This window comes from Shinella pollutisoli, assembly GCF_024609765.1.
GTDB classification, from domain to species: Bacteria; Pseudomonadota; Alphaproteobacteria; order Rhizobiales; family Rhizobiaceae; genus Shinella; species Shinella pollutisoli.
The window spans coordinates 1-23,625 of the sequence record NZ_JANFDG010000020.1; the positions used below are offsets into that span (position 1 = coordinate 1).

General features: G+C 68.3%; 22 protein-coding genes. 11 read left to right on the forward strand and 11 right to left on the reverse strand.

Annotated elements, in window-relative coordinates; genetic code table 11:
* Window positions 1–223: 223 nt before the first annotated feature.
* The 6 genes from NNZ72_RS16375 (at window position 224) to NNZ72_RS16400 (ending at window position 6,494) form a co-directional block, all read left to right on the forward strand.
* Window positions 224–940 (forward strand): FadR/GntR family transcriptional regulator, encoded by a 717-nt coding sequence (locus NNZ72_RS16375; RefSeq protein WP_257316466.1) that lies wholly within the window; start codon window positions 224–226, stop codon window positions 938–940.
* Complete coding sequence (locus NNZ72_RS16380; protein ID WP_257316467.1) at window positions 937–2,094, forward strand: PLP-dependent transferase; 1,158 nt, start codon at window positions 937–939, stop codon at window positions 2,092–2,094. Before NNZ72_RS16375 ends, NNZ72_RS16380 begins: the two co-directional genes overlap by 4 nt.
* Before the next feature lie 38 nt (window positions 2,095–2,132).
* Window positions 2,133–3,389 (forward strand): ABC transporter substrate-binding protein, encoded by a 1,257-nt coding sequence (locus NNZ72_RS16385; RefSeq protein ID WP_257316469.1) that lies wholly within the window; start codon window positions 2,133–2,135, stop codon window positions 3,387–3,389.
* Between the two features lie 273 nt (window positions 3,390–3,662).
* Window positions 3,663–4,586, forward strand: a complete 924-nt coding sequence (locus tag NNZ72_RS16390; protein ID WP_257316471.1) for a carbohydrate ABC transporter permease — start codon at window positions 3,663–3,665, stop codon at window positions 4,584–4,586.
* Window positions 4,587–4,590: 4 nt separating this feature from the next.
* Window positions 4,591–5,424, forward strand: a complete 834-nt coding sequence (locus NNZ72_RS16395; protein WP_257316472.1) for a carbohydrate ABC transporter permease — start codon at window positions 4,591–4,593, stop codon at window positions 5,422–5,424.
* Between the two features lie 11 nt (window positions 5,425–5,435).
* Window positions 5,436–6,494 carry an ABC transporter ATP-binding protein gene (locus tag NNZ72_RS16400; protein ID WP_257316473.1) on the forward strand — a complete coding sequence of 353 codons (1,059 nt, stop codon included), beginning with the start codon at window positions 5,436–5,438 and terminating at the stop codon, window positions 6,492–6,494.
* A 4-nt stretch (window positions 6,495–6,498) separates the two neighbouring features.
* Here the strand turns inward: NNZ72_RS16400 and NNZ72_RS16405 are convergent, their stop codons facing one another.
* Complete coding sequence (locus tag NNZ72_RS16405; protein WP_257316474.1) at window positions 6,499–7,773, reverse strand: D-tagatose-bisphosphate aldolase, class II, non-catalytic subunit; 1,275 nt, start codon at window positions 7,771–7,773, stop codon at window positions 6,499–6,501.
* The gene (locus NNZ72_RS16410) at window positions 7,770–8,759 is read right to left on the reverse strand and encodes a tagatose kinase (RefSeq protein WP_257316475.1); all 990 of its coding nucleotides are present in this window, start codon (window positions 8,757–8,759) and stop codon (window positions 7,770–7,772) included. Before NNZ72_RS16410 ends, NNZ72_RS16405 begins: the two co-directional genes overlap by 4 nt.
* 251 nt (window positions 8,760–9,010) lie before the next feature.
* On the opposite strand from NNZ72_RS16410, the gene NNZ72_RS16415 reads away from it, so the two are divergent.
* Window positions 9,011–10,021, forward strand: coding sequence for a LacI family DNA-binding transcriptional regulator (locus tag NNZ72_RS16415; RefSeq protein WP_257316578.1), 1,011 nt, complete (start codon window positions 9,011–9,013; stop codon window positions 10,019–10,021).
* A gap of 15 nt (window positions 10,022–10,036) precedes the next feature.
* Here NNZ72_RS16415 and NNZ72_RS16420 read toward each other — a convergent pair whose 3' ends face one another.
* The 4 genes from NNZ72_RS16420 to NNZ72_RS16435 all read right to left on the reverse strand — a co-directional run bounded on the left by NNZ72_RS16420 (window position 10,037) and on the right by NNZ72_RS16435 (window position 14,483).
* The gene (locus NNZ72_RS16420; protein WP_257316476.1) at window positions 10,037–11,227 is read right to left on the reverse strand and encodes an alpha-amylase family protein; all 1,191 of its coding nucleotides are present in this window, start codon (window positions 11,225–11,227) and stop codon (window positions 10,037–10,039) included.
* Between the two features lie 13 nt (window positions 11,228–11,240).
* Window positions 11,241–12,512 (reverse strand): D-amino acid dehydrogenase, encoded by a 1,272-nt coding sequence (locus NNZ72_RS16425; RefSeq protein ID WP_257316477.1) that lies wholly within the window; start codon window positions 12,510–12,512, stop codon window positions 11,241–11,243.
* Window positions 12,513–12,516: 4 nt separating this feature from the next.
* The gene (locus NNZ72_RS16430; protein WP_257316478.1) at window positions 12,517–14,001 is read right to left on the reverse strand and encodes a M81 family metallopeptidase; all 1,485 of its coding nucleotides are present in this window, start codon (window positions 13,999–14,001) and stop codon (window positions 12,517–12,519) included.
* 113 nt (window positions 14,002–14,114) lie between these two features.
* A complete protein-coding gene (locus NNZ72_RS16435; RefSeq protein WP_257316479.1) occupies window positions 14,115–14,483 on the reverse strand; it encodes a RidA family protein in 369 nt (122 codons plus the stop codon).
* A 136-nt stretch (window positions 14,484–14,619) separates the two neighbouring features.
* Here NNZ72_RS16435 and NNZ72_RS16440 point away from each other — a divergent pair, with 136 nt between their 5' ends.
* The 4 genes from NNZ72_RS16440 to NNZ72_RS16455 are packed head-to-tail and all read left to right on the forward strand — an operon-like array spanning window position 14,620 to window position 17,907.
* Window positions 14,620–15,390, forward strand: coding sequence for an SDR family oxidoreductase (locus tag NNZ72_RS16440; RefSeq protein WP_257316480.1), 771 nt, complete (start codon window positions 14,620–14,622; stop codon window positions 15,388–15,390).
* Window positions 15,391–15,418: 28 nt separating this feature from the next.
* Window positions 15,419–16,300, forward strand: a complete 882-nt coding sequence (locus tag NNZ72_RS16445; RefSeq protein ID WP_257316481.1) for a MurR/RpiR family transcriptional regulator — start codon at window positions 15,419–15,421, stop codon at window positions 16,298–16,300.
* A 30-nt stretch (window positions 16,301–16,330) separates the two neighbouring features.
* On the forward strand, window positions 16,331–17,395 hold the full coding sequence (locus tag NNZ72_RS16450; RefSeq protein ID WP_257316482.1) for a D-TA family PLP-dependent enzyme: 1,065 nt from the start codon (window positions 16,331–16,333) through the stop codon (window positions 17,393–17,395).
* 29 nt (window positions 17,396–17,424) lie between these two features.
* Window positions 17,425–17,907 (forward strand): hypothetical protein, encoded by a 483-nt coding sequence (locus NNZ72_RS16455; RefSeq protein WP_257316483.1) that lies wholly within the window; start codon window positions 17,425–17,427, stop codon window positions 17,905–17,907.
* A 38-nt stretch (window positions 17,908–17,945) separates the two neighbouring features.
* Here NNZ72_RS16455 and NNZ72_RS16460 read toward each other — a convergent pair whose 3' ends face one another.
* From NNZ72_RS16460 to NNZ72_RS16480, 5 genes are all read right to left on the reverse strand, one after another.
* Window positions 17,946–19,112 (reverse strand): ABC transporter ATP-binding protein, encoded by a 1,167-nt coding sequence (locus tag NNZ72_RS16460; protein ID WP_257316484.1) that lies wholly within the window; start codon window positions 19,110–19,112, stop codon window positions 17,946–17,948.
* Window positions 19,113–19,174: 62 nt separating this feature from the next.
* Window positions 19,175–20,200, reverse strand: coding sequence for a Gfo/Idh/MocA family protein (locus NNZ72_RS16465; protein ID WP_257316485.1), 1,026 nt, complete (start codon window positions 20,198–20,200; stop codon window positions 19,175–19,177).
* 27 nt (window positions 20,201–20,227) lie between these two features.
* A complete protein-coding gene (locus tag NNZ72_RS16470) occupies window positions 20,228–21,061 on the reverse strand; it encodes a carbohydrate ABC transporter permease (protein ID WP_257316486.1) in 834 nt (277 codons plus the stop codon).
* Window position 21,062: 1 nt separating this feature from the next.
* A complete protein-coding gene (locus NNZ72_RS16475) occupies window positions 21,063–21,992 on the reverse strand; it encodes a carbohydrate ABC transporter permease (protein ID WP_257316487.1) in 930 nt (309 codons plus the stop codon).
* Window positions 21,993–22,064: 72 nt separating this feature from the next.
* Entirely contained in the window at window positions 22,065–23,531 is a 1,467-nt protein-coding gene (locus NNZ72_RS16480; RefSeq protein ID WP_257316488.1) for an extracellular solute-binding protein, read from the reverse strand.
* Between the last annotated feature and the right edge of the window lie 94 nt (window positions 23,532–23,625).

A 23,625-nucleotide genomic window follows, 5' to 3' on the forward strand; every position in this document is an offset into this window, starting at 1 on the left:
GGGTTTCCATCCGCCACCGCAAAGGGAAATACAGACCCTTTCGCGGTGAAAGGGAAGTTACAAGGGTTAGGGTGAGGGGGCAAACCACATCTGCGATCCCCCCAGCATATAGGCCAGACCGCGCCGTTCGGCGACCCGCTGTGGACGCGCAGAACTTTTCCGTTGACCGGAACCGTCGCCTGGGAAATGCTATGATGTCAGACCAATTTGAGAGGCCGTCCCGATGGCATCGCCGTTCCGATCCGCGCTCGCGCCGCTGCCGCCGGTCGACCGGGCGCGCCAGGTGACGGAATCGCTTGCCGCCTTCATCGACCGGGCGAGCCTCGCCGCCGGCGACCGGCTGCCGGCCGAACGCGAGATGATGGCGGCACTCGGCGTCGGCCGCTCGACCATCCGCGAGGCGATCCGCCATTTCCAGGCACTCGGCGTCATGGAGACGCGCAAGGGCAGCGGCACCTACCTCATCCGCCCCGTCACCTCCGCCACGGTGCACATGCCGCTCTCCGTCGAGACGGCGAGCCTGCGCGACGCGCTGCTGCAGACGCTGGAGGTGCGCCGCGGCATCGAATGCGAGGCCTGCATGGTGGCCGCGCGCCGCCGCACCGCCGACGATCTCGCGGCCATAGAGGCGCGACTCGTCGAGATGGAGCGCGTGCACCACCTCAAGGGCACGGCCGGCAAGGAGGACCTCGCCTTCCATCTGGCGATCTACGACGCGACCGGCAACCCGCTGTTCCGCCAGCTGCTCGAACAGATGCGCGAGGCCTTCGAGCGCTTCTGGGAAAAACCCTTCGACCGGCCGGATTTCGCCCGCCGCTCCTTCCCCTTCCACCGCAGGCTCTTCAACGCCATCGTCGCCCAGGACACCGAGGCGGCGCGGCTGGAGACGCTGAAGATCCTCGACATCGTCGAGGAAGACATCAAGGACATGTCCCGATGATCCCGTTCGACCACGCCTCGCTCACCGTCGCCCATGACGAGGCGAACGCCTTCGAGGCCGTCGTGCCGCCGATCGTCCAGACCTCGCTCTTCACCTTCGCGACCTATGACGAGATGCTCGCCACCTATCGCGGCGAGAAGGTGCGCCCGGTCTATTCGCGCGGGCTCAATCCGACCGTGCGCCAGTTCGAGGAGATGCTGGCGAAGCTGGAGGGCGGCGAGGACGCGCTCGCCTTTGCAAGCGGCATGGCGGCGATCTCGTCGACCGTGCTCTCCTTCGTCTCGCCGGGCGAGCGCATCGTCGCCGTCCGCCACGTCTATCCCGACGCCTTCCGCCTGTTCGGCACGATCCTCAGGCGCCTGCAGATCGAGGTCGACTATGTCGACGGCACCGATCCCGAGGCGGTGGCGCGCGCCCTGCCGGGGGCGAAGCTCTTCTACATGGAAAGCCCGACGAGCTGGGTTATGGAGACGCACGACGTTGCGGCGCTGGCAGCGCTCGCAAGGCAGGCCGGCGCCGTCTCCGTCATCGACAACAGCTGGGCGAGCCCGGTCTTCCAGCAGCCCCTGTCGCTCGGCGTCGACCTCGTGCTGCACTCGGCCTCGAAATATCTCGGCGGCCACTCGGACGTGGTGGCGGGCGTCGTCACCGGCGCGCGCGGGCTGATCGACCGCATCCGCAGCGAGGCCGTGCCCTATCTCGGCGGCAAGATGGCGCCCTTCGACGCCTGGCTTTTGATCCGCGGGCTGCGCACCCTGCCGATCCGCATGAAGGCGCACGAGGCGGCCGGGCTGGAGATCGCCCGGCGGCTCCAGGCGCTTGACGTGGTGGAGCGGGTCGACCATCCGGGGTTGGCCAACCGGCTGCCGGCGGGGCTCTCCGGCACCTCCGGCCTGTTCTCCTTCGTCTTCCGCGATGGCGTCGACATCCGCGCCTTCGCCGACACGCTGACGCTCTTCAAGCTCGGCGTGAGCTGGGGCGGCCACGAGAGCCTGATCGTCCCGGCGGAGATCGTCCTGCAGCAGAAGGCCGAGCCGAATTCCGCGCAGGCCTTCGGCATCCATCCGCACTCCGTTCGCCTCCACGTCGGCCTCGAAGGCACCGAGGCGCTGTGGGGCGACCTGGAAACGGCGATCGCCGCCGCCTGTCCATAAAGCCTGACCGACCAACCAAGAAAGAGGAGGAACGAGACATGAAGACATTGCTCACCGCAGCCCTGATGAGCGCGCTGATGGCGGGGACGGCGCTTGCCGACACCACGCTGAAGCTCGTCGAGGTCATCACCAGCCCCGAGCGCACCGAGACGCTGAAATCGATCGTCGGCAAGTTCGAGGCGGCCAATCCGGGCACCAAGGTCGAGATCATCTCGCTGCCCTGGGGCGAGGCCTTCCAGAAATTCGCGACCATGGTCTCGGCCGGCGAGACGCCGGACGTGATGGAGATGCCCGATACCTGGCTGTCGCTCTATGCCAACAACGGCATGCTCGAAAGCCTGGAGCCCTACCTGAAGGAGTGGGACCAGACCGCCGACCTCTCCGACCGGGCGCTCGAGCTCGGCCGCGACGTCAAGGACACGGCCTACATGCTGCCCTACGGCTTCTACCTGCGCGCCATGTTCTACAACAAGAAGCTGCTCGCCGAGGCCGGCGTCTCCGAGCCGCCGAAGACGATGGACGAGTTCGCCAAAGCCGCCAGGAAGGTCTCGGCCCTGCCCGGCAAGTCCGGCTACTGCCTGCGCGGCGGCCCGGGCGGCCTCAACGGCTGGGTGATGTTCGGCGCCTCGATGGCCGGCTCCAACGAATTCTTCCGCGAGGACGGCACCTCCACCTTCAATTCCGAGGGCTGGGTCAAGGGCCTGACCTGGGTGATCGACCTCTACAAGAACGGCTATGCGCCGAAGGATTCGGTCAACTGGGGCTTCAACGAGATCGTCGCCGGCTTCTACTCCGGCACCTGCGCCTTCCTCGACCAGGACCCGGACGCGCTGATCGCCATCGCCCAGCACATGGACGAGGCGGACTACGGCGTCACCACCATGCCGAAGGGGCCGGACGGCAAGACCTTCCCGACCATCGGCTATGCCGGCTGGTCGATGTTCGCGTCGAGCGCCAACAAGGACCTCTCCTGGAAGCTGATCGCCGCGCTCGAAGGCAAGGACGGCAACGTCGAGTGGAACAAGCGCACCGGCGCGCTGCCGGCGCTGAAGTCCGCTGCCGACGATCCCTTCTATGCCAGCCCGCAGTTCAAGGGCTGGTTCGAGGAACTGGCGGACAAGGACGCGGTCCCGACCGTCATGCCGACGCATCTGGAGGAGTTCGCCTTCTTCAAGGACTCGCTGGTGATCAAGACCTCGCAGCAGGCGCTGCTCGGCGACATCACCCCGCAGGAGCTCGCCGACCAGTGGGCGGACTACCTGACGAAGGCCCAGCAGAAGCACCTCGCCAAGTAACCTTTTTCCGGACGGGGCAACCGAGCCCCGCCCGGTCCCCCGCCCCGCCGGCAGGGCTATCGCATATGGCACGACGTTGCCATTTCCCCCTTCTCCCTGCCGGGGAGAAGGTGGCCCGAAGGGCCGGATGAGGGGGCAAGCGGGCTGTTTCCGCTTCGCGCGCGCCCCCCCTCATCCCGCTGCCGCGACCTCTCCCCTTTGGGGAGGAGGAGCAGGAAGCACCCTCCGGATTCCATATGCGATAGCCCTGCCCTACCGGAAGGAACAGCGCCGATGCCCTCGCCCGCACCGACCGACGACCGGCGCCCCTTCCTCGGGCGGCTCGCCGACGCGTCGCAACCCTATCTCTACAGCGCGCCGTCGCTGGTGCTGATCGTCGCCGTCATGCTGGTGCCGCTGGTGCTCGGCCTCTCCTACGCCTTCCGCGACATCCAGCTCCTCAATCCCTTCTCCGGCGGCTTCGTCGGGCTCGACCATTTCCGCGTGCTCGGGCGCGACCAGGATTTCTACCGGGCGCTGAAGAACACGCTGTGGTGGACGGGGGCCTCCGTCTTCCTGCAATTCTTCCTCGGCCTGATCCTGGCGCTGCTCCTCAACAAGCCGTTCGCCGGCCGCGGGCTGGCGCAGGCGCTGGTGTTCCTGCCCTGGGCGGTGCCGAGCTTCCTCGCCGGCCTCAACTGGGCCTGGCTGTTCAACCCCGTCATCGGGCCGCTGTCGCACTGGCTGCATGCGCTCGGCATCCTGTCCGAGCCGCTCAACATCCTCGCCGATCCGCAGCTCGCCATGTGGGGGCCGATCGCCGCGAACGTCTGGTGGGGCATCCCCTTCTTCGCGATCACCCTGCTCGCCGCCCTGCAGGCGATTCCGAACGACCTCTACGAGGCCGCCGCCATCGACGGCGCCGGCCCCGTGCAGCGCTTCGTCTCGATCACGCTGCCCTTCCTTGCGCCGACCATCGCCATCACAGTCCTGTTGCGCACCGTCTGGATCTCCAACTTCGCCGACCTGATCATCGTCATGACCAACGGCGGGCCGGCCGACCGCACGCAGATCGTCGCGAGCTACATCTTCACCCAGGCCTTCCGGCGGCTGGACTTCGGCTACGCCTCGGCGATCGCGCTGGTGCTGCTGGCGGCGCTGCTCGCCTATTCCATGCTGATCGTGCTGCTCCGCCAGACGCTGCTGAACAGGAACTGAGGCCATGCGCGCATCGAAAATCCTTTTGACCGGCGCCCATCGCCTCGCCATCCTCGCCTATATCGCCGTCGCGCTCTTCCCGCTCTACTGGCTGCTCAAGGTCTCGGTGACGCCGAACCGGCTGCTCTACAGCGAGGGCGTGCGGATGTGGCCCTCGCGCACGACCTTCGAGCATTTCGAGTTCGTCGTCGCCCATTCCGCCTTCCCGACCTTCTTCAAGAACAGCCTGATCGTCTCGGGCTCCACCGCGGTCGTGGTGACGATCCTCGCTGCGCTTTCCGGCTACGCGCTGTCACGCTTCTCGTTCCGCGCGAAATACTGGATCGTCGCGCTGATGCTGCTGACGCAGATGTTCCCGCTCGTCATGCTGGTCGCGCCGATCTTCAAGATGCTCTCGCCGCTCGGCCTCACCAACAGCCTGACCGGCCTCGTCATCGTCTATTCCGCCTTCAACGTGCCCTTCGCCACCTTCCTGATGCAGTCCTTCTTCGACGGCATCCCGAAGGACCTGGAGGAGGCGGCGATGATCGACGGGGCGACGCAGTTCGTCGCCTTCCGCCAGATCATCCTGCCGCTCACGCTGCCCGGCATCGCCGCCACGCTCGGCTTCGTCTTCACCGCCGCCTGGAGCGAGCTGCTCTTCGCGCTGATGCTGATCTCCGGCAACGACGCGGCGACCTTCCCGGTCGGCCTCCTCTCCTTCGTCTCGAAATTCTCCGTCGACTTCGGGCAGATGATGGCGGCGGGCGTGCTCGCGCTGATCCCGGCCTGCCTGTTCTTCCTGATGATCCAGCGCTACCTCGTGCAGGGCCTGACGGCCGGCGCGGTCAAAGGCTGAAAGGGTTTCCCATGGCTTCCATCGAGATTTCCGCCGTCGCCAAGAGTTTCGGTCCGTTCGCCGTCCTGCACGGCATCGACCTCGACATCGCCGATAGCGAGTTCATCGTCCTTGTCGGTCCCTCCGGCTGCGGCAAATCCACGCTGCTACGCATGATCGCCGGGCTCGAAAGCGTCACCGCCGGCGAGATCAGCATCGACGGACGGCGCGTCAACGAGCTCGCACCGAAGGACCGCGACATCGCCATGGTGTTCCAGTCCTACGCGCTCTATCCGCACATGTCGGTCGCCGACAACATGAGCTACAGCCTCAGGCTCCGGAAGACCGCGAAGGAGAAGATCGCCGCGATGGTCTCGGACGCCGGCGCCAAGCTGGGGCTCGCGCCGTTGATGGAGCGGCGGCCGAAGGCGCTCTCCGGCGGCCAGCGCCAGCGCGTCGCCATGGGCCGCGCCATCGTCCGCCAGCCCAAGGCCTTCCTGTTCGACGAGCCGCTCTCCAACCTCGACGCCCGCCTGCGCGAGCAGATGCGCGCCGAGATCAAGAAGCTGCATGCCGACCTCGGCGCCACCTCGATCTACGTCACCCACGACCAGATCGAGGCGATGACGCTCGCCGACCGTATCGTCGCCATGCACGGCGGCGTGGTGCAGCAGGTCGGCGCGCCGCTCGATCTCTACGACCGCCCCGCCAACCTCTTCGTCGCCGGCTTCATCGGCTCGCCGGCGATGAACTTCCTCGACGGCCGCTATGCGCGCGAGGGCGCCGTTGTGCTGCCCGACGGCACGCGCATTCCCGTCGCGCCGCGCGAAAACCTCGCCGAGGGCGCGCAGGTGACGCTCGGCATCCGCCCGGAGCACGTGGCGATCGTGCCGGAAAGCCCGATGGAAGCCGCTGTCGAGCTGATCGAGCCGACCGGCTTCGGCATCATCCTGCACCTGTCGTTGCACGGGCTGCCCTTCAAGGTCTTCACGCTCGACCGCGAGGCGCTGAAGGCCGGCCCGAAAGTCCCCGTCGCGTTTCCGTCGCAGCATCTGCACGTCTTCGACGCGGAAGGAAACCGGGCCGACTGAGCGGTCAGCCGCGCCCTTCTACTCCGGCCGCCCGGTCGTAGAGGGCGAGCACCCGGTCCACGGCGGCGATCAGGATGTCCTGCGCGCTCGCGCCTTCAACCGGATCGACCTGCGGCAGGTACTGGTGCAGCACCGTCTCGGGGATGCGCACGCCCTTGAGCGCCGCCGTCAGCCTCGCCACGGCGGACTCGGCCTCGGGCCGGGTCCAGTAATAGCGGATCCGGTCGGAATAGCTGAAATGGCGCTGGATGCGCAGCGCCGTCTCGTCGCCGTGATAGTAGCCGCTCCAGTGGGCGGGCGATGCCGTCATCAGCGCCTCCATGGCCCGGGCGAGCGGACGTTCGCCGTAGCCGGGCACGAGCTCGGAGGCGACGAGGTCGAGGCCGTAGAGCGCCTCGCGACAGGCGAAGGTGAGGCCCGGGCCGACCTTCAGGATCGGGAAGCCGTCGCGCACCAGCGCGGCGAGCGCCGCCTCCGTCTGGTAATCGGTGGAATGCGCCTCGAAGACCAGACCCGGCTCCGCGTCGAGCAGGCCGCTCAGCCCCGCCGCGCGCGGCGGATCGTAGGCGATCACGTTGTCGCTGCCGAATTCGACGCCCGGCTGCACGACGAAGGCGACGACCCGGGCAAAGACGTCGTCGAGCCCCGCCTCCGCGAAGGCCCCGCGGTGGACGGCGATGGTCTCGCGCGCCGCGTCCGGGGCCGTGGGCTCGACGGTCGCCAGCGCATGGTCGGCACCGCCGGGAACCGGCACCTCCGTGCCGAGGACATAGACGGGCGGCGGCAGGCCGGCGCCGGCGGCCGTCCGTTCGGCGACGGCGCAGAGAGCGGCGGCCCGCTCGGCGACGGTGCGGTCGCCGAGCGCGGCGGGCTCGCCGGCACAGCCCATCGAGGCGTCGAGATGGATCTTGCCGAAGCCGGCCGCGACATAGGCCGCGACCATGTCGGCCGCCTTCCGCAGGGCGGTCTCCGCCGGCTCCCCGCGCCAGGGATTGGGGCCGAGATGATCGCCGCCGAAGAGGATTCTTTCGCGCGGCACGCCCTCCTCTCCGGCGATCGTGGCGACGAAGGCGACGAAATCGGCGGGCGTCATGCCGGTATAGCCGCCGAACTGGTTGACCTGGTTGCAGGTCGCCTCGACGAGCACCGTCCCGCCGCTTCCCGCCGCCCGCCGCAGGGCGGCGCGCAGCACCACGGGATGCGCGGAGCAGACGGAGGCGATGCCGTAAGGCCGGCCCGCACGGCGTGCGGCGGCAAGCCCGGTGAGGACCGCGCTCATGCCGGCACCCCGCGGCCGGCGGCCGCAATGAAATCGTCGAGCTCCGCAAGGCTGGAAACGCCTTCCATCGGCCCCTGCTTCGTCACCGTGCGGGCGCCGGCGGCATTGGCGTAGAGCAGCGCGCGGGCCGGCGGCAGGCCGGCGCGCCGGCAGGTGAGATAGACGGCGCCGAAACAGTCGCCCGCCCCGGTCGGATCGATCTCCTCTACCGCGAAGGCCGGGCAATCGACGCGGCCGAAGGCGCGGCTGAAATGGCTGGAACCGTCGCGGCCGCGCTTCAGCACGATCTCGCCGATGCCGAGGCCGAGGAGGCGCTCCACCGCCGCTGCCTCCGTCGCCGCACCGGCGGCGACCAGCAGCTCGTCGCCGGAGGGCAGCAGGAGGTCGGTGACGGCGAGCACGTCGTCAACGAGCCTGCGGCCCTCGCCGCCCTGCACCAGTTCCTTGCGGATGTTCGGATCGAAGGAGACCGAGCCGCCCCTCGCCTTCACGGTGGCGACCGCCTCCAGGAGAATGGCGGCGATGCCGGGGATCGCGAAGGCCGAGCCCATGACGTGGACATGGCCGGCCCGGCCGATGAGCGCGCGCGCCGCATCGGTCATGCGCGTCTCGCCGGCGGCGGAATGGGCGATGTTGAAGACGAAGTCGCGCGCACCGTCCGGCCGGTAGCGCACGAACGCGCTGCCGGTGGGCTTGCCCGGGACGGTAGCGATGGCGGAGACGTCGACGCCGTCCGTCCGCAGCCGCTCCACGTTGAGCACGCCGAAATCGTCCTCGCCGACGGCCGCGACGATGCCGGCCGCCCCGCCGAAGCGCGCGACCTGGTCGATGAAGATCGCCGGGGCGCCGCTCGGGAAGGGCCCGACGAGCGGCTGCGGCGACAGGAAGCCTCTTCCGACCGTGGTGGCCATGATCTCCACCAGGATCTCCCCCACGGTGACCGTCGGCCCCAAGGCCTCCGGCGCCAATCCGCGTGCATCCGCCACTGCTGCCTCCCTGGATTCCCGCGCGAGCTTTATGAAGAGACAACAGGAGCCCGCAGCGAAAGTCAATTAATTTTGCGCGCGTAAAATTTTTTGGCCCTGCTTCTCAAGTAAATGCGTGACAAGATAAGAGGCAAGGCGGCAGAAAATCTTTACACATGTAGCTTCCTGAATTAGGAATCCTTATCCTCGAAAGCCGGTCGGCTAGCAGCCAACCCGATGGAGACCGCCCCTTGGCCAAGCCGATCAGAACGATGGAGGATTTTTCCGAGTTCGTCGGCCTGTCGCGGCCCACGGTGTCGAAATACTTCAACGACCCGTCCTCGGTGCGCAGGAAGACGCGCGACGCCATCGAGGAGGCGCTGAGGAAATCCGGCTTCCGGCCGAACATCTTCGCCGTCAACCTCAACCGCCGCCGCTCGAACATCATCGGCATCGTCGTCCCGGTTTCGACCGATCCGTTCTACATGGCGCTGACGCGGCGCATCGAGCTCATCGCCAACGAGGCGGGCTTCCTCGCCTTCGTGCTCTCCTCCGACGGCCGGGCGGAGATGGAGGACAAGGCGATCAGGACGTTCAAGTCGCTGAACGTGGCGGGCGCCGTCATCGCCCCGCTCGGCGTGCATTCCCGCCGCACGACGCTGGACGAGCTCGGCGACGCCATCCCCCTCGTCTATGTCGACTCGCCGCTCGACGAGTCCTCCGCCTTCGTCGGCACCGACAACCGCCAGAGCTTCGGCCTCATCGTCGACTATCTCTGCCGTTCGGGCGAGCCGCCCTGCTATTTCGGCATGCCGCAGGTCAACACCAACGCCGCCACCCGCCGCGCCGCCTATGGCGAGGCGATGGAGCGCCTCGATGCCGAGCCGCGGATCGTGCCGGTCCCGGATGCGGCGACCTGGGACTTCGAGCGCTTCGCCTTCGAGGAGGCGAGCCGCCTGTTCGAGAAGCCGGACAGGCTGCCGAGCCGCACGATCCTCTGCGCCAACGACCGCCTCGCCTTCGGCGTCATCGCCGCCGCCTGGCAGCGGGGCCTGAAGGTCGGGCACGGCGCGGATTGCGACCTGCGCGTCGCCGGCCACGACGACCATCCGCTTTCGGAATTCGCCTGCCCGCCGATCACAACCGTCGCGCAGGACTACAACGAGATCGGCCGGCTGGCGATCGAGCTCCTGCTGCGCAAGCTGAGCGAGACCGGCGAGCCGGCCGCCGGCAGGGACCGGATCCTGCTCAAGTCCGAGCTCAGGCTGCGCCGCTCGGCCTGACGGCCCGCCGCACCGCTATGCCAACTGCAGGGCGCGCAGCGCGCGTCCGGCCCAGTCCAGCCGGGCGGCCGGCACCAGCCCGTAATTGTAGAAGTTGAAGCCGTCGGCCCCGGCCTGCCGCGCGGCGCGGAGCAGACGCTCCAGATGTTCCGCCGAGACGGCTTCCGTATGGAAGAGCCGGAAACCGGCGACGAGGTCCTTGCCGCCGCCGATCCGGCGCCGCACGTCGGCGACATGGCGCGCGACGTCCTCCTCGCCCTCGTCGTAGACGCAGAGGAGGATGCCGTCGGTCGCCTCCGCGGCGGCGGAAACGTCGATTCCCTCCCGCCAGGCTTCCGGCGCGGTGATCGCGATCACGCGGGTCTGCGGATGCGCGGCGTCGCGGATCCGCCGGAGAAGCGCCGTCACCGGCGTCTCGCGCCAGGCGCAATGGGCGACGATCTCGGGATGCGCCGCAAAGGCCGCAGGACCGCGCGCGGGAAAATCCGCAAAGGTCTCCACCGGCACGGCGCGCTCGCAGGAGGCGCAGACAAGGCGGCGCACGGTCTCGCGCGCCGCCAAGGCATCGACGCCGTCCGCCGCCGCGGCCGCCAGGCAATGGTCGCAGAAGCAGAGCGACAGCAGGAACTCGTCCGACCCGGTGAGACCGAGCCCGTCCTTCTCATGGTGATAGCCGTGGGAGAAACCCATGAAGCCGGGCGTCTCCAGCTCCACCCGGTCCGGGCGATACGCATGCGTCATGTCGGCGACGAGGGTGACGGCATAGTCCTGCACCGCCGGGCTCGACGGGCAGAGGCTGAAGATGTTCGCGTCGCCGAAGGCCGTGCGCGTGACGTGTCCGGGGTGGAGGAGGCCGAGGCGCGTGTTGTGCAGGCAGACCGTCCAGCAAGACACGGCGAGCCCGCCCTCCTCGCGCCGGTCGCAGAGCCGGCGCAGCATGTCGCCCTGCTCCTCCACCTGGTCGGCGACGAGCGGCCGGATCGTCTTTCCGGCCCAGCGCGCCTCCGTCGGCCGGAAATAGACCGTGCCGTCCTGGGGGAAGTAGCTCTTGCGGACGGGGCTGCGCGGCTGCAGGAACTTGCCGGCATGATAGGACGCGACGATGCTGACCGTGTTCATGCCGGCCCGGTGGCGAAGCTCGTCCGAGACCGCGTCGAGGCCGATATCGGCGATATCCCAGGGATAGGTCCACATCGAAAGCTGCATCGGCTTGTCTCCATCAGGCGCGCCGCCGCGAGAAGCGTGACGGCGAAAAGGGTCGAATGTCGAGCGCGGGATGCTCCCCGGCCGCGAGGGCCGCGACGATGCCGGCGCTGCCGGCGGCCATCGTCCAGCCGAGCGTGCCGTGGCCGGTGTTGAGAAGGAGGTTGCGGATGCCGGGCACGGGGCCGATCACCGGCGGCCCGTCCGGCGTGGAGGGCCTGAGGCCGCTCCAGCGGTCGGCCGTCGCGATCGCCTCCTCCGGAATGGCGGGGAAGAGGTCGCGCACGACATGCTCCAGCGTCGCGAACCGGCGGGCGGGCCGGGAGAGGTCGTAGCCGGCCAGCTCCGCCGTCCCGCCGACGCGGATCTTCGCGCCGAGATTGGTGACGCCGACCTTGTGGTGGTCGTCGGAGATCGTGCTCACCGGACCTTCGGCACCCGCATCGCGATGGATGGTCAGGGAATAGCCCTTGAGCGGATGGACCGGCAGGTCGAGCCCCAGCGGCCGCACGAGCGCCGGCGTTCGGACGCCCGCGGCGAGCACGACGAGATCGGCCTCGATCGTCTCGCCGTCTGAAAGGCGGACGGCGCGGGCCGCACCGGACTCGACGACAAGGCTTGCGACGTCCGTCCCGGTCAGCACCTGCGCACCCGCATCCGCGGCGAGCCGCACGAGCGCGCCTGTGGCCTCGTGGCAATCGCCGGTGTCGTCCGCCGTCAGCAGCACGCCGGAATGGAAATCGGCGTCGCGGCGGAGGTTGGGCTCGCGTGCGAGAACGTCGGCGCGCGTCAGCCGCGCGTAGGGCAGGCCCATGTCGTCGAGGATGCGCAGGTCGGCCTCGTAGGCGGCCGCCATGGCGGAGCTGCGCAGGAGCACCAGCGTGCCGCTGCCGCCGCGGGCGAAATCGAGGCCGTGCCGGTCGCGCAGCCGCTGCATCTCCGCCCTGCTCTCCATCGACAGGGTGACCATGGCCCGCTTCGAGGCGATGAAGGCCTCCGGCGTCGCCGCCCGCAGCATCCGCCACAGCCAGCCCGCCGTCGCCAGGTCGAGGCGGCTGATGCGCAGCGGCGGATGGCGCATGAACATCCATTTCAGCGCCTTCGCCGCGAGCCCCGGCACCGCCCAGGGCGCCGCCATCGTCGGGGAGAGCTGGCCGGCATTGGCGAAGCTCGTCTCCATGCCGACCGCGCCGTTGCGCTCGACGAGCGTCACGGAAAGGCCGGCCTCGGCGAGGCGGAAGGCCGTCGCCGCGCCCACGATCCCGCCGCCGACGACGACCGCGCGCATCGCCTCAGACCGTGCCGGTGCCGAGCGGATCGGCGACGCGCGGCCAGATCGCGCGCGTCATCTTCCGGTACGGCGTCTTCGCCGGATCGATCGGATAGGAGGACGGCGCCTCGACATGGATGATCCGCGAGGAGACCGGCTCGAAGCCGGCGTAGAAATGGTTGGTCGACTTCACCAGCAGGATGTCCTTCGACGGGAAATCCACCCCGAGATTGGAGAAGATCGTCGGCTCGTAGGTCTGCGTGCGGCTGGAGATGAGGACGATGTCGGCGCGGGTGCCGACGATGCGGATCACCGCCGCCCGGCCGAGCGTGACGCGGCTTGCCCGAAACGTCTGCCAGCCCTCCCCGGCGAGCGTCACCACCTCGACGAAGGCGTCGATCGGCGGGCCGGCATCCGGGCTCGCCTTGCCGCCGAAGCGCATCATCAGTTGCGCGCCCTCGCCCGCCGCGTGGCAGAAGGATACGGCGACCGGGTCCCAGATGGTCGCGACCGCGATATTGTCGATGCCGCGCGCCAGGAGCGCGGCGAGCACATGGGTGCCGTCGCCGGCCACGCCGCCGCCCGGATTGTCCCAGGTGTCGGCGATCGTTACCGGCTTGTCGGGCCTCGCGGCCCGGGTCGCGAGCGCCTCGTCTATGCCGGCCTCGAAGGGCAGGATCGGCATGGCGGTTCGGCCGCGCAGGCCGTAGAGCTCGAGGCCGATCTCGCGCGCGAGCCGCTCGCCTTTCGCCTTGTCGCCGTCGGTGACGACGAGGATCCGCGTGCCCATCTCCGGCACGTCGCCGGCCATGAAGCCGTGGATGACGGAGATGGAGAGCACGCCGTCCCGCCCCTCCATTGCCTTGAGGCGATCGACGAAGGAGCGCATCGGCTCCTGGCTCGTCGGGAAGATCGCGATCATCGCGCAGTCGAAGACCGAGAGCACCGGCGAAATCTCGCCGCGCATCGCCCGCAGGCTGAGCTCGACCACGTGCTCGCCGCGCTCGTAGAAATCCGTGTGCGGGAATTCGAGGAAGGCCGCGGTGAAATCGAGCTGCGCCAGCCGCTTCGCCGTCAGGTGGCTGTGCGGGTCGAACTCGCAGGAGAGGAAGACGTCCGGGCCGACGATGGCGCGGATGCGCTCCAGGAGGTCCCCCTCGCAATCGTCGTAGCCCTGCGCGACCATGGCGCCGTGCAGGCCAAGGATCACGCCGTCGACCGGCAGCGCGGCGCGGAGCTGGTCGAGGATCTCGTCGCGCAGGCCCTCGTAGGCCTCGCGCTTGACGAGGCCGGCGGGCTCCGCCCAGGAGGACGAGCCCTCGATCACCTCGAAGCCCTCCCGCCGGCCGCGCTCGCGCAGGATGACGACGGGCGAGGAGCAGAGGGTGGGCGTCGGCGGATGCGCGCCCGGCCCGGCATAGAACGCCGCCTCGAAGGAGGCCCGGTCCGTCGGCACCGGCGAGAAGGTGTTGGTCTCGGTGGCGAGCGAGGCGGTGAAGATGCGCATGGCGGGTCCCGTTGGAGCAATTCCAGCAAAAGTGTGTAGCGGTTTTGCGTCCGGAATTGCGTAGAAACAAAGAGCTAGAGCGGTTTTGCGATTCGGAGAAAAGCGGAAACGCTCTAGCTCTTCGGCCGGTAGGCGACGGCCTCGATCTCCACCTTGATATCGGCCATCAGGCGGCCCTCGGCCGTGGTGCGGGCCGGCGGGTTCCGCGGGAAATAGCTGCCGTAGACCTTGTTGAAGGCCGGGAAGTCGCGGGCGTCGTCGATCCAGACGGTCGTCTTGACGACATCGGCGAGCTCCGCGCCGGCAAGCGCCAGCACCGCCCTGATATTGTCCAGCACCTGCCGGGTCTGCCGCTCGATCGTGCCGCCGACCAGCTCGCCGTCCGCCCCGACCGGCACCTGGCCGGAGACGAAGATGAAGTCGCCGGCACGGACCGCCGGCGTCAGCGGCACGTGGGATGTTCCGTAATGTTCCTTCGTCATGAGCGCTTCCTCGGCACGAATGTAATATATCTACATAATCTGCAAATCAGAAATCGATCAAGCATAAAAATGTTGCTTTATTACAAAACATGATCAAGATAGGCCCCGCCCAAGCAGCCTTCGGAGGAGCCTCACCGTGATCGATCTTACCGGCAAGACCGTCGTCATCACCGGCGCCTGCGGCGGGATCGGCAGCGCGCTCGTCAAGGCCTTCGCGCGGGCGGGCGCGGCGGTCGTCGCCTGCGACCGCTCGGCCGAGGACCTGTCGCGGCTCGCCGTCGCCGGCACCGCCTGCTTCGACGTGCTCGACGCGCCGGCCGCGCGGCGGGCCGCGGCCGAGATCGCCGAGCGCCACGGCGTTCCCGACATCCTCGTCAGCAATGCCGGCTATTCGCGCGGCGAGGTCTTCGAGCTGGTGACCGACGCGCTCTGGCACGACGAGGTCGCCATCAACCTCAACGGCACGCGGGACTTCGCCGATCCCGTGATGCGGCAGATGATCGAAGCCGGGCGCGGGCACCTCCTCTTCATCTCGTCGGTCAACGGTCTCTCCCATTTCGGCAATCCGGCCTATGCGGCCGCGAAGGCCGGCGTCATCTCCTACATGAAGGCGATCGCGGTGGAGATGGGCCGCCACGGCCTGCGCGCCAACGCCATCTGCCCCGGCTCGGTGCGCACGCCCGCCTGGGACCACCGCCTGGAAAAGGACCCGCAGCTGATCGAGCGGACCGCCGCCTTCTATCCGCTGCGCCGGCTGGTGACGCCCGAGGAGGTGGCCAACGCGGCCCTCTTCCTCTCCTCCGACATGGCGAGCGGCATCACCGGCGTGGCGCTGCCGGTTGACGCCGGGCTCACGGCCGGCAATGTCAGCTTCATCGACGAGATCGTCCGGCCCTCGACGACCTGACCGGACGGCGGTTGCCGAGGAAAGCCCCATGAGCGTGACGCCGGACATCATCATGCAGCTCCGCGGCCTGGCAAAGACCGGAAGCAAGGTCGAGCGCCGGCTTGCGGCGCTGGTGCTGTCCGACGTCGACTTCGCCTCCCGGGCCTCCATCGCGACGCTAGCGGAACGAGCGGAGACGAGCCAGCCGAGCGTGACGCGCCTTTGCCGGGAGCTCGGCTGCGAGGGCATCCGCGAATTCAAGCTGAAGCTCGCCCAGGCGCTCGCCGTCGGCGAGCTCTACCTGACGCCGCCCCCCGCCGACGCCGCCTCCCGCGAGGAACGGATCGTCGCCGACGTCTGCGACACCGCCGTGGAGACGATCCTCGCCGTCCGGCAGACGGTCGCGATGGAGCCGGTCATGCGCGCGGCGGAGCGCATCGCCAAAGCCCGCCAGGTCTATATCTACGGCTCCGGCGGCATCTCCTCGCTCGGCGCCGTCGAATTGCAGAACCGTCTGTTCCGCTTCTCCATTCCCGCCATCGCCCATGTCGACGGCCAGATGCAGCAGATGACGGCGGCCGTCGCCGACCCGGAGACCGTCGTCGTCGTCATGTCGTCGTCCGGCGCAGCCCCTGCCGCCCTCGATGCCGCGGAGATCGCCCGGCACTACGGCGCGACGGTGATCGCCGTCGCCCCGCCGGGCTCGCCGCTTTCCGCGGCCGCCACCATCGCCGTCGCCTTCGAGGCAGCGGAAAGCCGCTCCATCAACAAGCCGAGCGCCAGCCGCTACGCCCTCCTCGTCCTCATCGACCTCCTCGCCATGGCGACCGCCGAGATCCTCGGCGAGGAGGCGGTCGAGCGGATGCGCCGCGTCCGGCTCGCGCTGAGCCCGCTCAAGCGCGGCAGCCGTTCCTGGCCGCTGGGCGACTGACAATTCCATATCGAGAACGGGGATTTTCACATGAGCACGATCGACACGCTGTCAACGCCCGCCGTCCTGATCGACCTGGACAGGGTGGAAGCCAACCTCAAACGGGCGCAGGACTACGCCGATGCCCACGGCCTGCCGCTGCGCCCGCACATCAAGACCCACAAGCTGCCGCGCTTCGCAAGGCGGCAGATCGAGCTCGGCGCCGCCGGCATCGCATGCCAGAAGCTCGGCGAGGCCGAGGTCATGGCCGATGCGGGGCTCGACGACATCCTCATCCCCTACAACATCCTCGGCGAGGAGAAGCTCGGGCGGATGAAGGCGCTCGCCCGGCGCATCCGCCTGCGCGTCTGCGCCGACAGCCGGACGACGATCGAGGGCTACGCGCGCGCCATGCGGGGCGAGCCGGCTCCGCTCGGCGTCCTCGTCGAGTGCGACACGGGCATGGGCCGCTGCGGCGTGCAGACGCCGGAGGAGGCGCTGGCACTCGCCCGGGCGATCGACGCCGCCCCGGACCTGTCCTTCGACGGCCTGATGACCTATCCTCCCGCCGGCCGGATCGACGAGGCGGCGGAATGGCTCGGCAAGGCCGTCGAGCTGCTTGCGGCCGCCGGCCTGCCGGCGAGGATCGTTTCCAGCGGCGGCACGCCGGATCTCTGGTCCGCCCACAAGGTATCGGTCGCCACCGAGCACCGGCCCGGCACCTACATCTATCTCGACCTTTCGCAGGTGAAGGCCGGCGTCGGGACGGTCTCCGACTGCGCCCTGACGGTGCTGGCGACGGTCGTGTCGCGGCCCACGCCGAACCGGGCGATCATCGACGCCGGCTCGAAGACGCTGACGAGCGACACGCTCGGGCTGGAGGGCTTCGGCCTCATCCTCGAGGCGCCGGACGCGCGCATCGTCTCGCTCAGTGAGGAGCACGGCACCGTCCTTCTTCCCGACGGGCAGGCGGATCGCCTCAAGGTCGGCGACCGGGTGCGCATCGTCCCGAACCACGCCTGCCCCGTCTCCAACCTGTTCGACACCGTCTACCTCGTCTCGGGCACGACCGTCGTCGCCGAAGAGCCCGTCGCCGCTCGCGGCAAGGTCACCTGATCGTTCCCTCCGGATTCTGGATTTCCCCAATGCAGCATGACACGAACCCCTTTGCCGCCGACGATGCCGACCGCCATGCGATCTGGGAGATGCTGGTGCGCAAGGACATAGACGGCTTCGCCGCCGCCGACTGGGCGATCTTCTCCGGCGGCTTCAAGCATGACGGCTTCGCCGGGCTCGACGCCAAGGGCTCGCTCGATCCGGCCGACTGGGCGCTGCGCTTCCCGACGGTGGAGGCCTATCGCGATGCCTGGCTCGCCGATGCCCGCCGCGCCCGCGAAACCGCCTACGCCGAGCCGCTGCGGGACGCGCTCTTCCGCGCGACGGACATGCGCGACATCCGCGTCGCGGGCGACACGGCGACGGCCCGCAAGACCTTCGACGACGCCATCGCGCTCGCCGACGGCGGCAGCCAGAGGCTGAACTGGCAATCGGTGTTCTTCTGCACGAAGGAGGCCGGCGCCTGGAAGATCACCGGCTTCGTCGGCTTCCTGCCCTTCGCCGGGAAATGAGAAAAGCCCGGCGCGATCCTCTCGCGCCGGGCTCTCCCTCAATCGCGGATCGCCCTCCCGTCCGCCGGGTCGAACCAGTGCAGCGCGGCGACGTCGATCGTCAGCGGCAGGCGCGCGTTGAGGCGCGGCGTCGCGGCGGGCGGGATGCGCGCCACCATCCTGTTCATGCCCTTGCGCGAGAAATCCTCCCGCTCCTCCGCGTCGTTGACGTCGACGGCGGGCGAGGGAATGTCGAAGAAGACGAAGGTATCGGCGCCCAGCGCCTCGGCGACCGGGATCTCCTGATGGAACACGGCCTCCTCCGGCCGACAAACGGAGAACATCTCCGGGCGGATGCCGGCGATGACCTGCCGGCCGGCATAGGCGGAAAGGGCCTCCCCCTGCGGCGCCTTGAAGGCGATGTCGGTGCCAACCACCTTCGCCGTCAGCCCGCCGCCCTCCTCCACGAGATCGACGCGGACGAAATTCATCGCCGGCGAGCCGATGAAGCCCGCGACGAAGAGGTTCGCCGGGCGGTCGTAGAGCATCTGCGGCGTGTCGATCTGCTGCAGGTTGCTTTCGCCCGCGTCCTGCACCGGCTTCAGCACCGCGACGCGGTCGCCCATCGTCATCGCCTCGACCTGGTCGTGGGTGACGTAGAGCGTCGTCACGCCGAGGCGCTGGTTCAGGAGCTTGAGCTCGCTGCGCATCTGCACGCGCAGCTTCGCGTCGAGGTTCGACAGCGGCTCGTCCATCAGGAAGGCCATCGGATGGCGGACGATGGCACGCCCCATGGCGACGCGCTGGCGCTGGCCGCCCGAGAGCTGGCCGGGCTTGCGGGCGAGATAGCGCGTGAGATCGAGCATCTCCGCCGCGTCGCGCACGAGCCTGTCGATCCTGTCCTTCGGCATCCTGCGCTGCTGCAGGCCGAAGGCCATGTTCTCGTAGACGGTCATGTGCGGATAGAGCGCGTAGTTCTGGAACACCATCGCGATGTCGCGGTCCTGCGGCTCCGTGTTGGTGACGTCGGCGTCGTCCATGAGGAGGCGGCCGGTGTTGAGCGTCTCCAGGCCGGCAGCCATGCGCAGCAATGTCGACTTGCCGCAGCCGGAAGGGCCGACGAGCACGACGAATTCGCCGTCGGCGATGGCGAAGCTGACATTGGCGACGGCAACGGTTCCATCCGGAAAGGTCTTGCCGATCCCGTCGAAGGTCATGGATGCCATATGAAACTCCTGCGTTCGATGGAGGCGGGCCGCGCGGCGCGCGCCGGCCCGCGGCCCCGGTTCTATCGGATGTCGACGGCCTTGCCGGTCGCCGCCGACTGCTCGATCGCCGACAGGACCTTGGTGTTGGCGAGCCCGTCCTGCGCGTCGGCGAGCAGCGGCACGTCGCGCACGACGCTGTCGACGAAGCGGGCGATCGATTCCAGCACGAAGCCGCCGATGCGCGTCGCCCCCGTGGGCGTGACGCCGATGAAGTCGGAATATTTCAGGCCGCCGTCGGCCACCCGGCGAAGGCCGCCGTTGTGCGTCGGGTCGGCCTGGACCTGGCCCTTCTCGCCGACGAGCTCCACCTTGAAGTCGACCAGCGAGGGATTGTCGCGCGACAGGATCCAGCTGTTCTCCATCGTCACCACCGTCCCCTTGGCGAATTCCAGCACGCTGACGTGGAAGTCCTTGGTGTCGACGCCGCCGGCCGAGAGCGTGCCGGCACGGGTCACGGCATAGACGCGGACGACCTCGTCGTCGAGGATGAAGCGCAGGATATCGACGAGGTGGCTGCCGAGGAACCACAGCGCGGAGGACTTCGAGGCCCAGCTCAGCATCTCGAAGGGGACGAAGGTGGTATTGGAGAGGCGCGCCATGCCGTGCCGGGCAAGGCCGATCTCGCCCGCCTGCACCATGTCGCGCACGCCGGCGAGGATCGGGTTCACGCGGTTGTGGAAGTCGATCATCAGCTTGCCCTTCGAGGCGGCCGCCGCTTCCGCGATCGTCTCCGCCTCCTTGACGGTGGTGGCGAGCGGCTTCTCGCTCAGCACGTGCTTGCCGGCCTTGAGCGCGGCCAGGATGATCGGCGTGTGGGTGAAGTCGGGCGTGGCGACCGAGACGGCATCGATATCGTCGCGCGACAGCAGCGCGTTGTAGTCGGTGAAGGCGTGGAGGGCGCCGGAGGTCTCCTTCATCTTCAGCGCGCGCGCCTCGTCGAGGTCGCAGACCCCCACCAGCTCGGTCTCCGGCAACACGTTGAACGTATGGGCGTGGTTGTTGCCCCAGAGGCCGGCGCCGATGACGCCCATTCGCAGTTTGGTCATGTCTCGATACTCCAGTCTGGTAAGCCGTCAGCCCTTGACCGAACCGAACGTGAGGCCGCGCACCACGTAACGGTCAAAGACCAGGAAGATGATCATGGGAGGGATCATCGCGAGCACGGCCGCAGCCGCGATGAAATTCCAGGTGACGCCGCTCGTCGCGAAATAGCCGAGCGTGCCGATGGGAAGGGTCGCCGTCGACCGCGCGCTCAAGACCAGCGGGAAGGCGGCGTTGTTCCAGGCGAAGACGAAGGCGAACATCGACGTGACGATGATGCCGGGCCGGACGATGGGCAGCGTGATGCGCCACATGATGGTGAACCAGCGGGCGCCGTCGACGCGCGCGGCCTCCTCCAGCTCCGCCGGCACCTCGTCGATGAAGCTCTTCATCAGCCAAACCGAGAAGGGGATCGTCATCGTCTGCAGCACCAGGACCATGGAGAAGTAGGAGCCCTGCAGGCCGATCCGGGTGATGAGGATGAAGTAGGGGATGAGGAAGGCGATCGGCGGCGCCATCAGGAGGCCGAGATACCACAGCATGATGTGCTTCTTGCCGCGCAGCTTGAAGCGCGACAGCGCATAGGCCGCAGGGACCGAGAACGGCAGGTTGAGGACGACGGCGCCGATCGCGACGATCAGGCTGTTCACCACCTGCGGCCCGTTCACGCCCGGATCGACGAGGATGTGGCGGAAGGCGTTGAGCGTCGGCTCGAAGGTGAATTGCGGCGGCATGGCGAAGGCGGTGTCCGCCGGGCGGATCGCCAGCGCCAGGAACCAGAGGATCGGGCCGATGAAGACCGCGAGGAAGAGGAGGCCGCCGGCGTAGGTCAGCGCGGTCAGGAAGCGTGCCTTGGGACTGGACATCTCACCACTCCTCGTTTCTGAAGGCGAAGAACACGTAGAGCGCCACGATGACGTTGACGATCAGCACCGTGATCCACGTCATCGCGCTGACGAGGCCGATGTTGAAGTTGATCAGGCCCTGCTCGTAGAGCGAGTAGCCGAGCGTGCGGGTCGAGGTGCCGGGGCCGCCGCGGGTCAGGACGAGGACTGTGTCGAAGGTGTTGAAGAGCTGCATGAAGCGCAGCATGACGATGATGACGGCGGTGCGCCGGATCAGCGGCAGCTTGATGCGCATCAGGATCGTCCAGGCCGAGGCGCGGTCGAGGCGCGCCGCCTCGATGATCTCGTCGGGGACCGAGAGCAGGCTCGCATAGAGGACGATCGCGAAGAAGGGCGTCCATTGCCAGACGTCGGCGAAGAGCACGGCCGCGAGCGCCGTCGTCGGCGAGCCGAGCAGCCCCTCCGGCGGGATCGGCAGGCCGGTGGACTTGAGCAGCCAGGTGATCAGCCCGCCGCCGGGATCGTAGAGGTAGCGGAAGAGGAAGCCGACGACGATCGGCGCGATGGTGGTCGGCAGGATCAGCAGCGCGCGCACCACGTTCATGCCCGGCAGCGCCCGCAGCAGGAGAAGCGCGATCGACAGGCCGAGGACGAACTCGATCGCCGTGCCGGCGATGGAGAGGATCAGCGTGTTCACCAGCGCGTCTTGGAAATCGAACGCGTTGAACGCCTGCACGTAATTGTCGAAGCCGACGAAGGCCTGCGGTTCCGGACCGATCTGCAGGTTCCAGAAGTAGAAGCTCGACCGCAATGCGAAGAGGAGCGGATAGGCGATCAGCGCGAGCAGCATGATCACCGACGGCGCGATCAGGAGATAGGGCAGGTTGCGGCGGACAAAGCTTCGCCGGGCAGGCGGAAGAGCCTGCGGCGACCGGGCGATCGTAGCGGACATGTCGGATTCCTGTCTTCGGCACACGTTCCGCCGACGCGCACGGGGGCGCGCCGGCGTACGGGGAGGAGACTATCAGCTCTTCGTGAGCTTGCCGATGAGGGCCTTCGCCTCGTCGAGGGAATCGGCGAAGCTTTCCTTCTGGTAGGGAATCATGAAGTTCCCCTTGAGGATGCTGGCGAACAGGCCGTTGGTCCGTTCCAGCGCCGCGGCCGGGTCCTCGCTGCCCGTCAGGAGCTGATTCAGCGTCAGGCCGAGGACGCTTTCGAGCGCGGTGTAGCCGGGAACCGGGGGCCGCGTGACCTTGCCGTTGCCCTGCTTCATCATGGCGAGCTGGATGTCGAGATACGGGTAGATCGCCTTCACCTCGTCGTCCTCGTAGAGCGAGGCGCGCGCGAAGTCGGAGAACTGGTGGTTGAGGTCCGGCCAGAGCGCCATCTTCTTCTGCGTCGCCTTCGAGGTCGCCCACTTGATGAAGGCGTAGCCGTTGTCCTGCCGCGTCGAGCTCGAGGGCACGCCGAGGCTCCAGCCGCCGAGGCTGACGGTCTGCGGCACGCCTTCCGCCTTGGGCAGGGCGGCGGTCGCGTATTTGTCCATCACGTCGGACTTCGTGCCGGTCATGTAGCCGGCGTTCTTGATCAGGTAGAAATAGGGCGTCCACCAGTAGAACATGCCGATGTCGCCCTTGGCGAAGCGGGTGCCGGCGTCGAACCACACGTAGTTGATCGCCTCGGGCGGCGACAGCCTGTAGAGCGCGCGATAGACCTCCACCGACTTCACCCAGGCCGGGCCGGTCAGCTGCGGCTCGAAGTCCCAGGGCGCGCCGGGGAACGACTTGAACCAGCCCGCGCCGTGGCTCGTAGAGACCTGCGTGAACATGTGGACGATCGGCGAGGGCTGCGAGCCGCACACCACCGTCGGGAACACCGGCGCGCCGTTGAAGGACTTGCCTTCCAGCGCCTTCAGCGTCTCGACATATTTCGTCCAGGTCCAGTCCTCGGAGGTCTCGCTCGGCGGCGCGGCGATGCCGAACTCGTCGAACATGTCCTTGCGGTACATGACGCCCTGCGCATAGGCCGCGACCGGCAGCGTGCCGATCTGGCCGCGCCACATGTTGGAGGAATAGAGGACCTCCGGCAGGAAGTCGCCGAGGTCGATATCCGCGTCCTTGGCGATGAAGTCGTTGAGCGAGACGATCCAGCCGTTGTCGAGATACTGGCCGAGCCACATCTGGTCGACGGCGATCACGTCGGCGTCGGAGGTCTGCGCCACGAAGGCGGAGACGAGCCGCGCCTGCAGGGCGTCGTAGGACAGGCTCTCCAGCTCCACCTTGATGCCGGTTTCCTTCTCGAAATCCGGGATCATCGCCTTGAGCGAGAAGAAGAAGGGGTCCTCGACGCACAGCACGCGGACGGCGTCGGCACTCTGGGCCCGCGCTGCTCCCGGCGCGGCGAACGGGGCGGCCACACCGGCCAGCAAGGCAGTCGCCGAAACGCCCTTCAACAGGCTGCGGCGAGACAAGGCCATCCTATCGACATTCATGAGTATCTCCACAGTTTGAAAACCCGATCCCGATCGACTCTTGCGGTCGAAATGCGCCGTTTTCCGGCGACGTGGCGAAATCGGAACCCTCTTT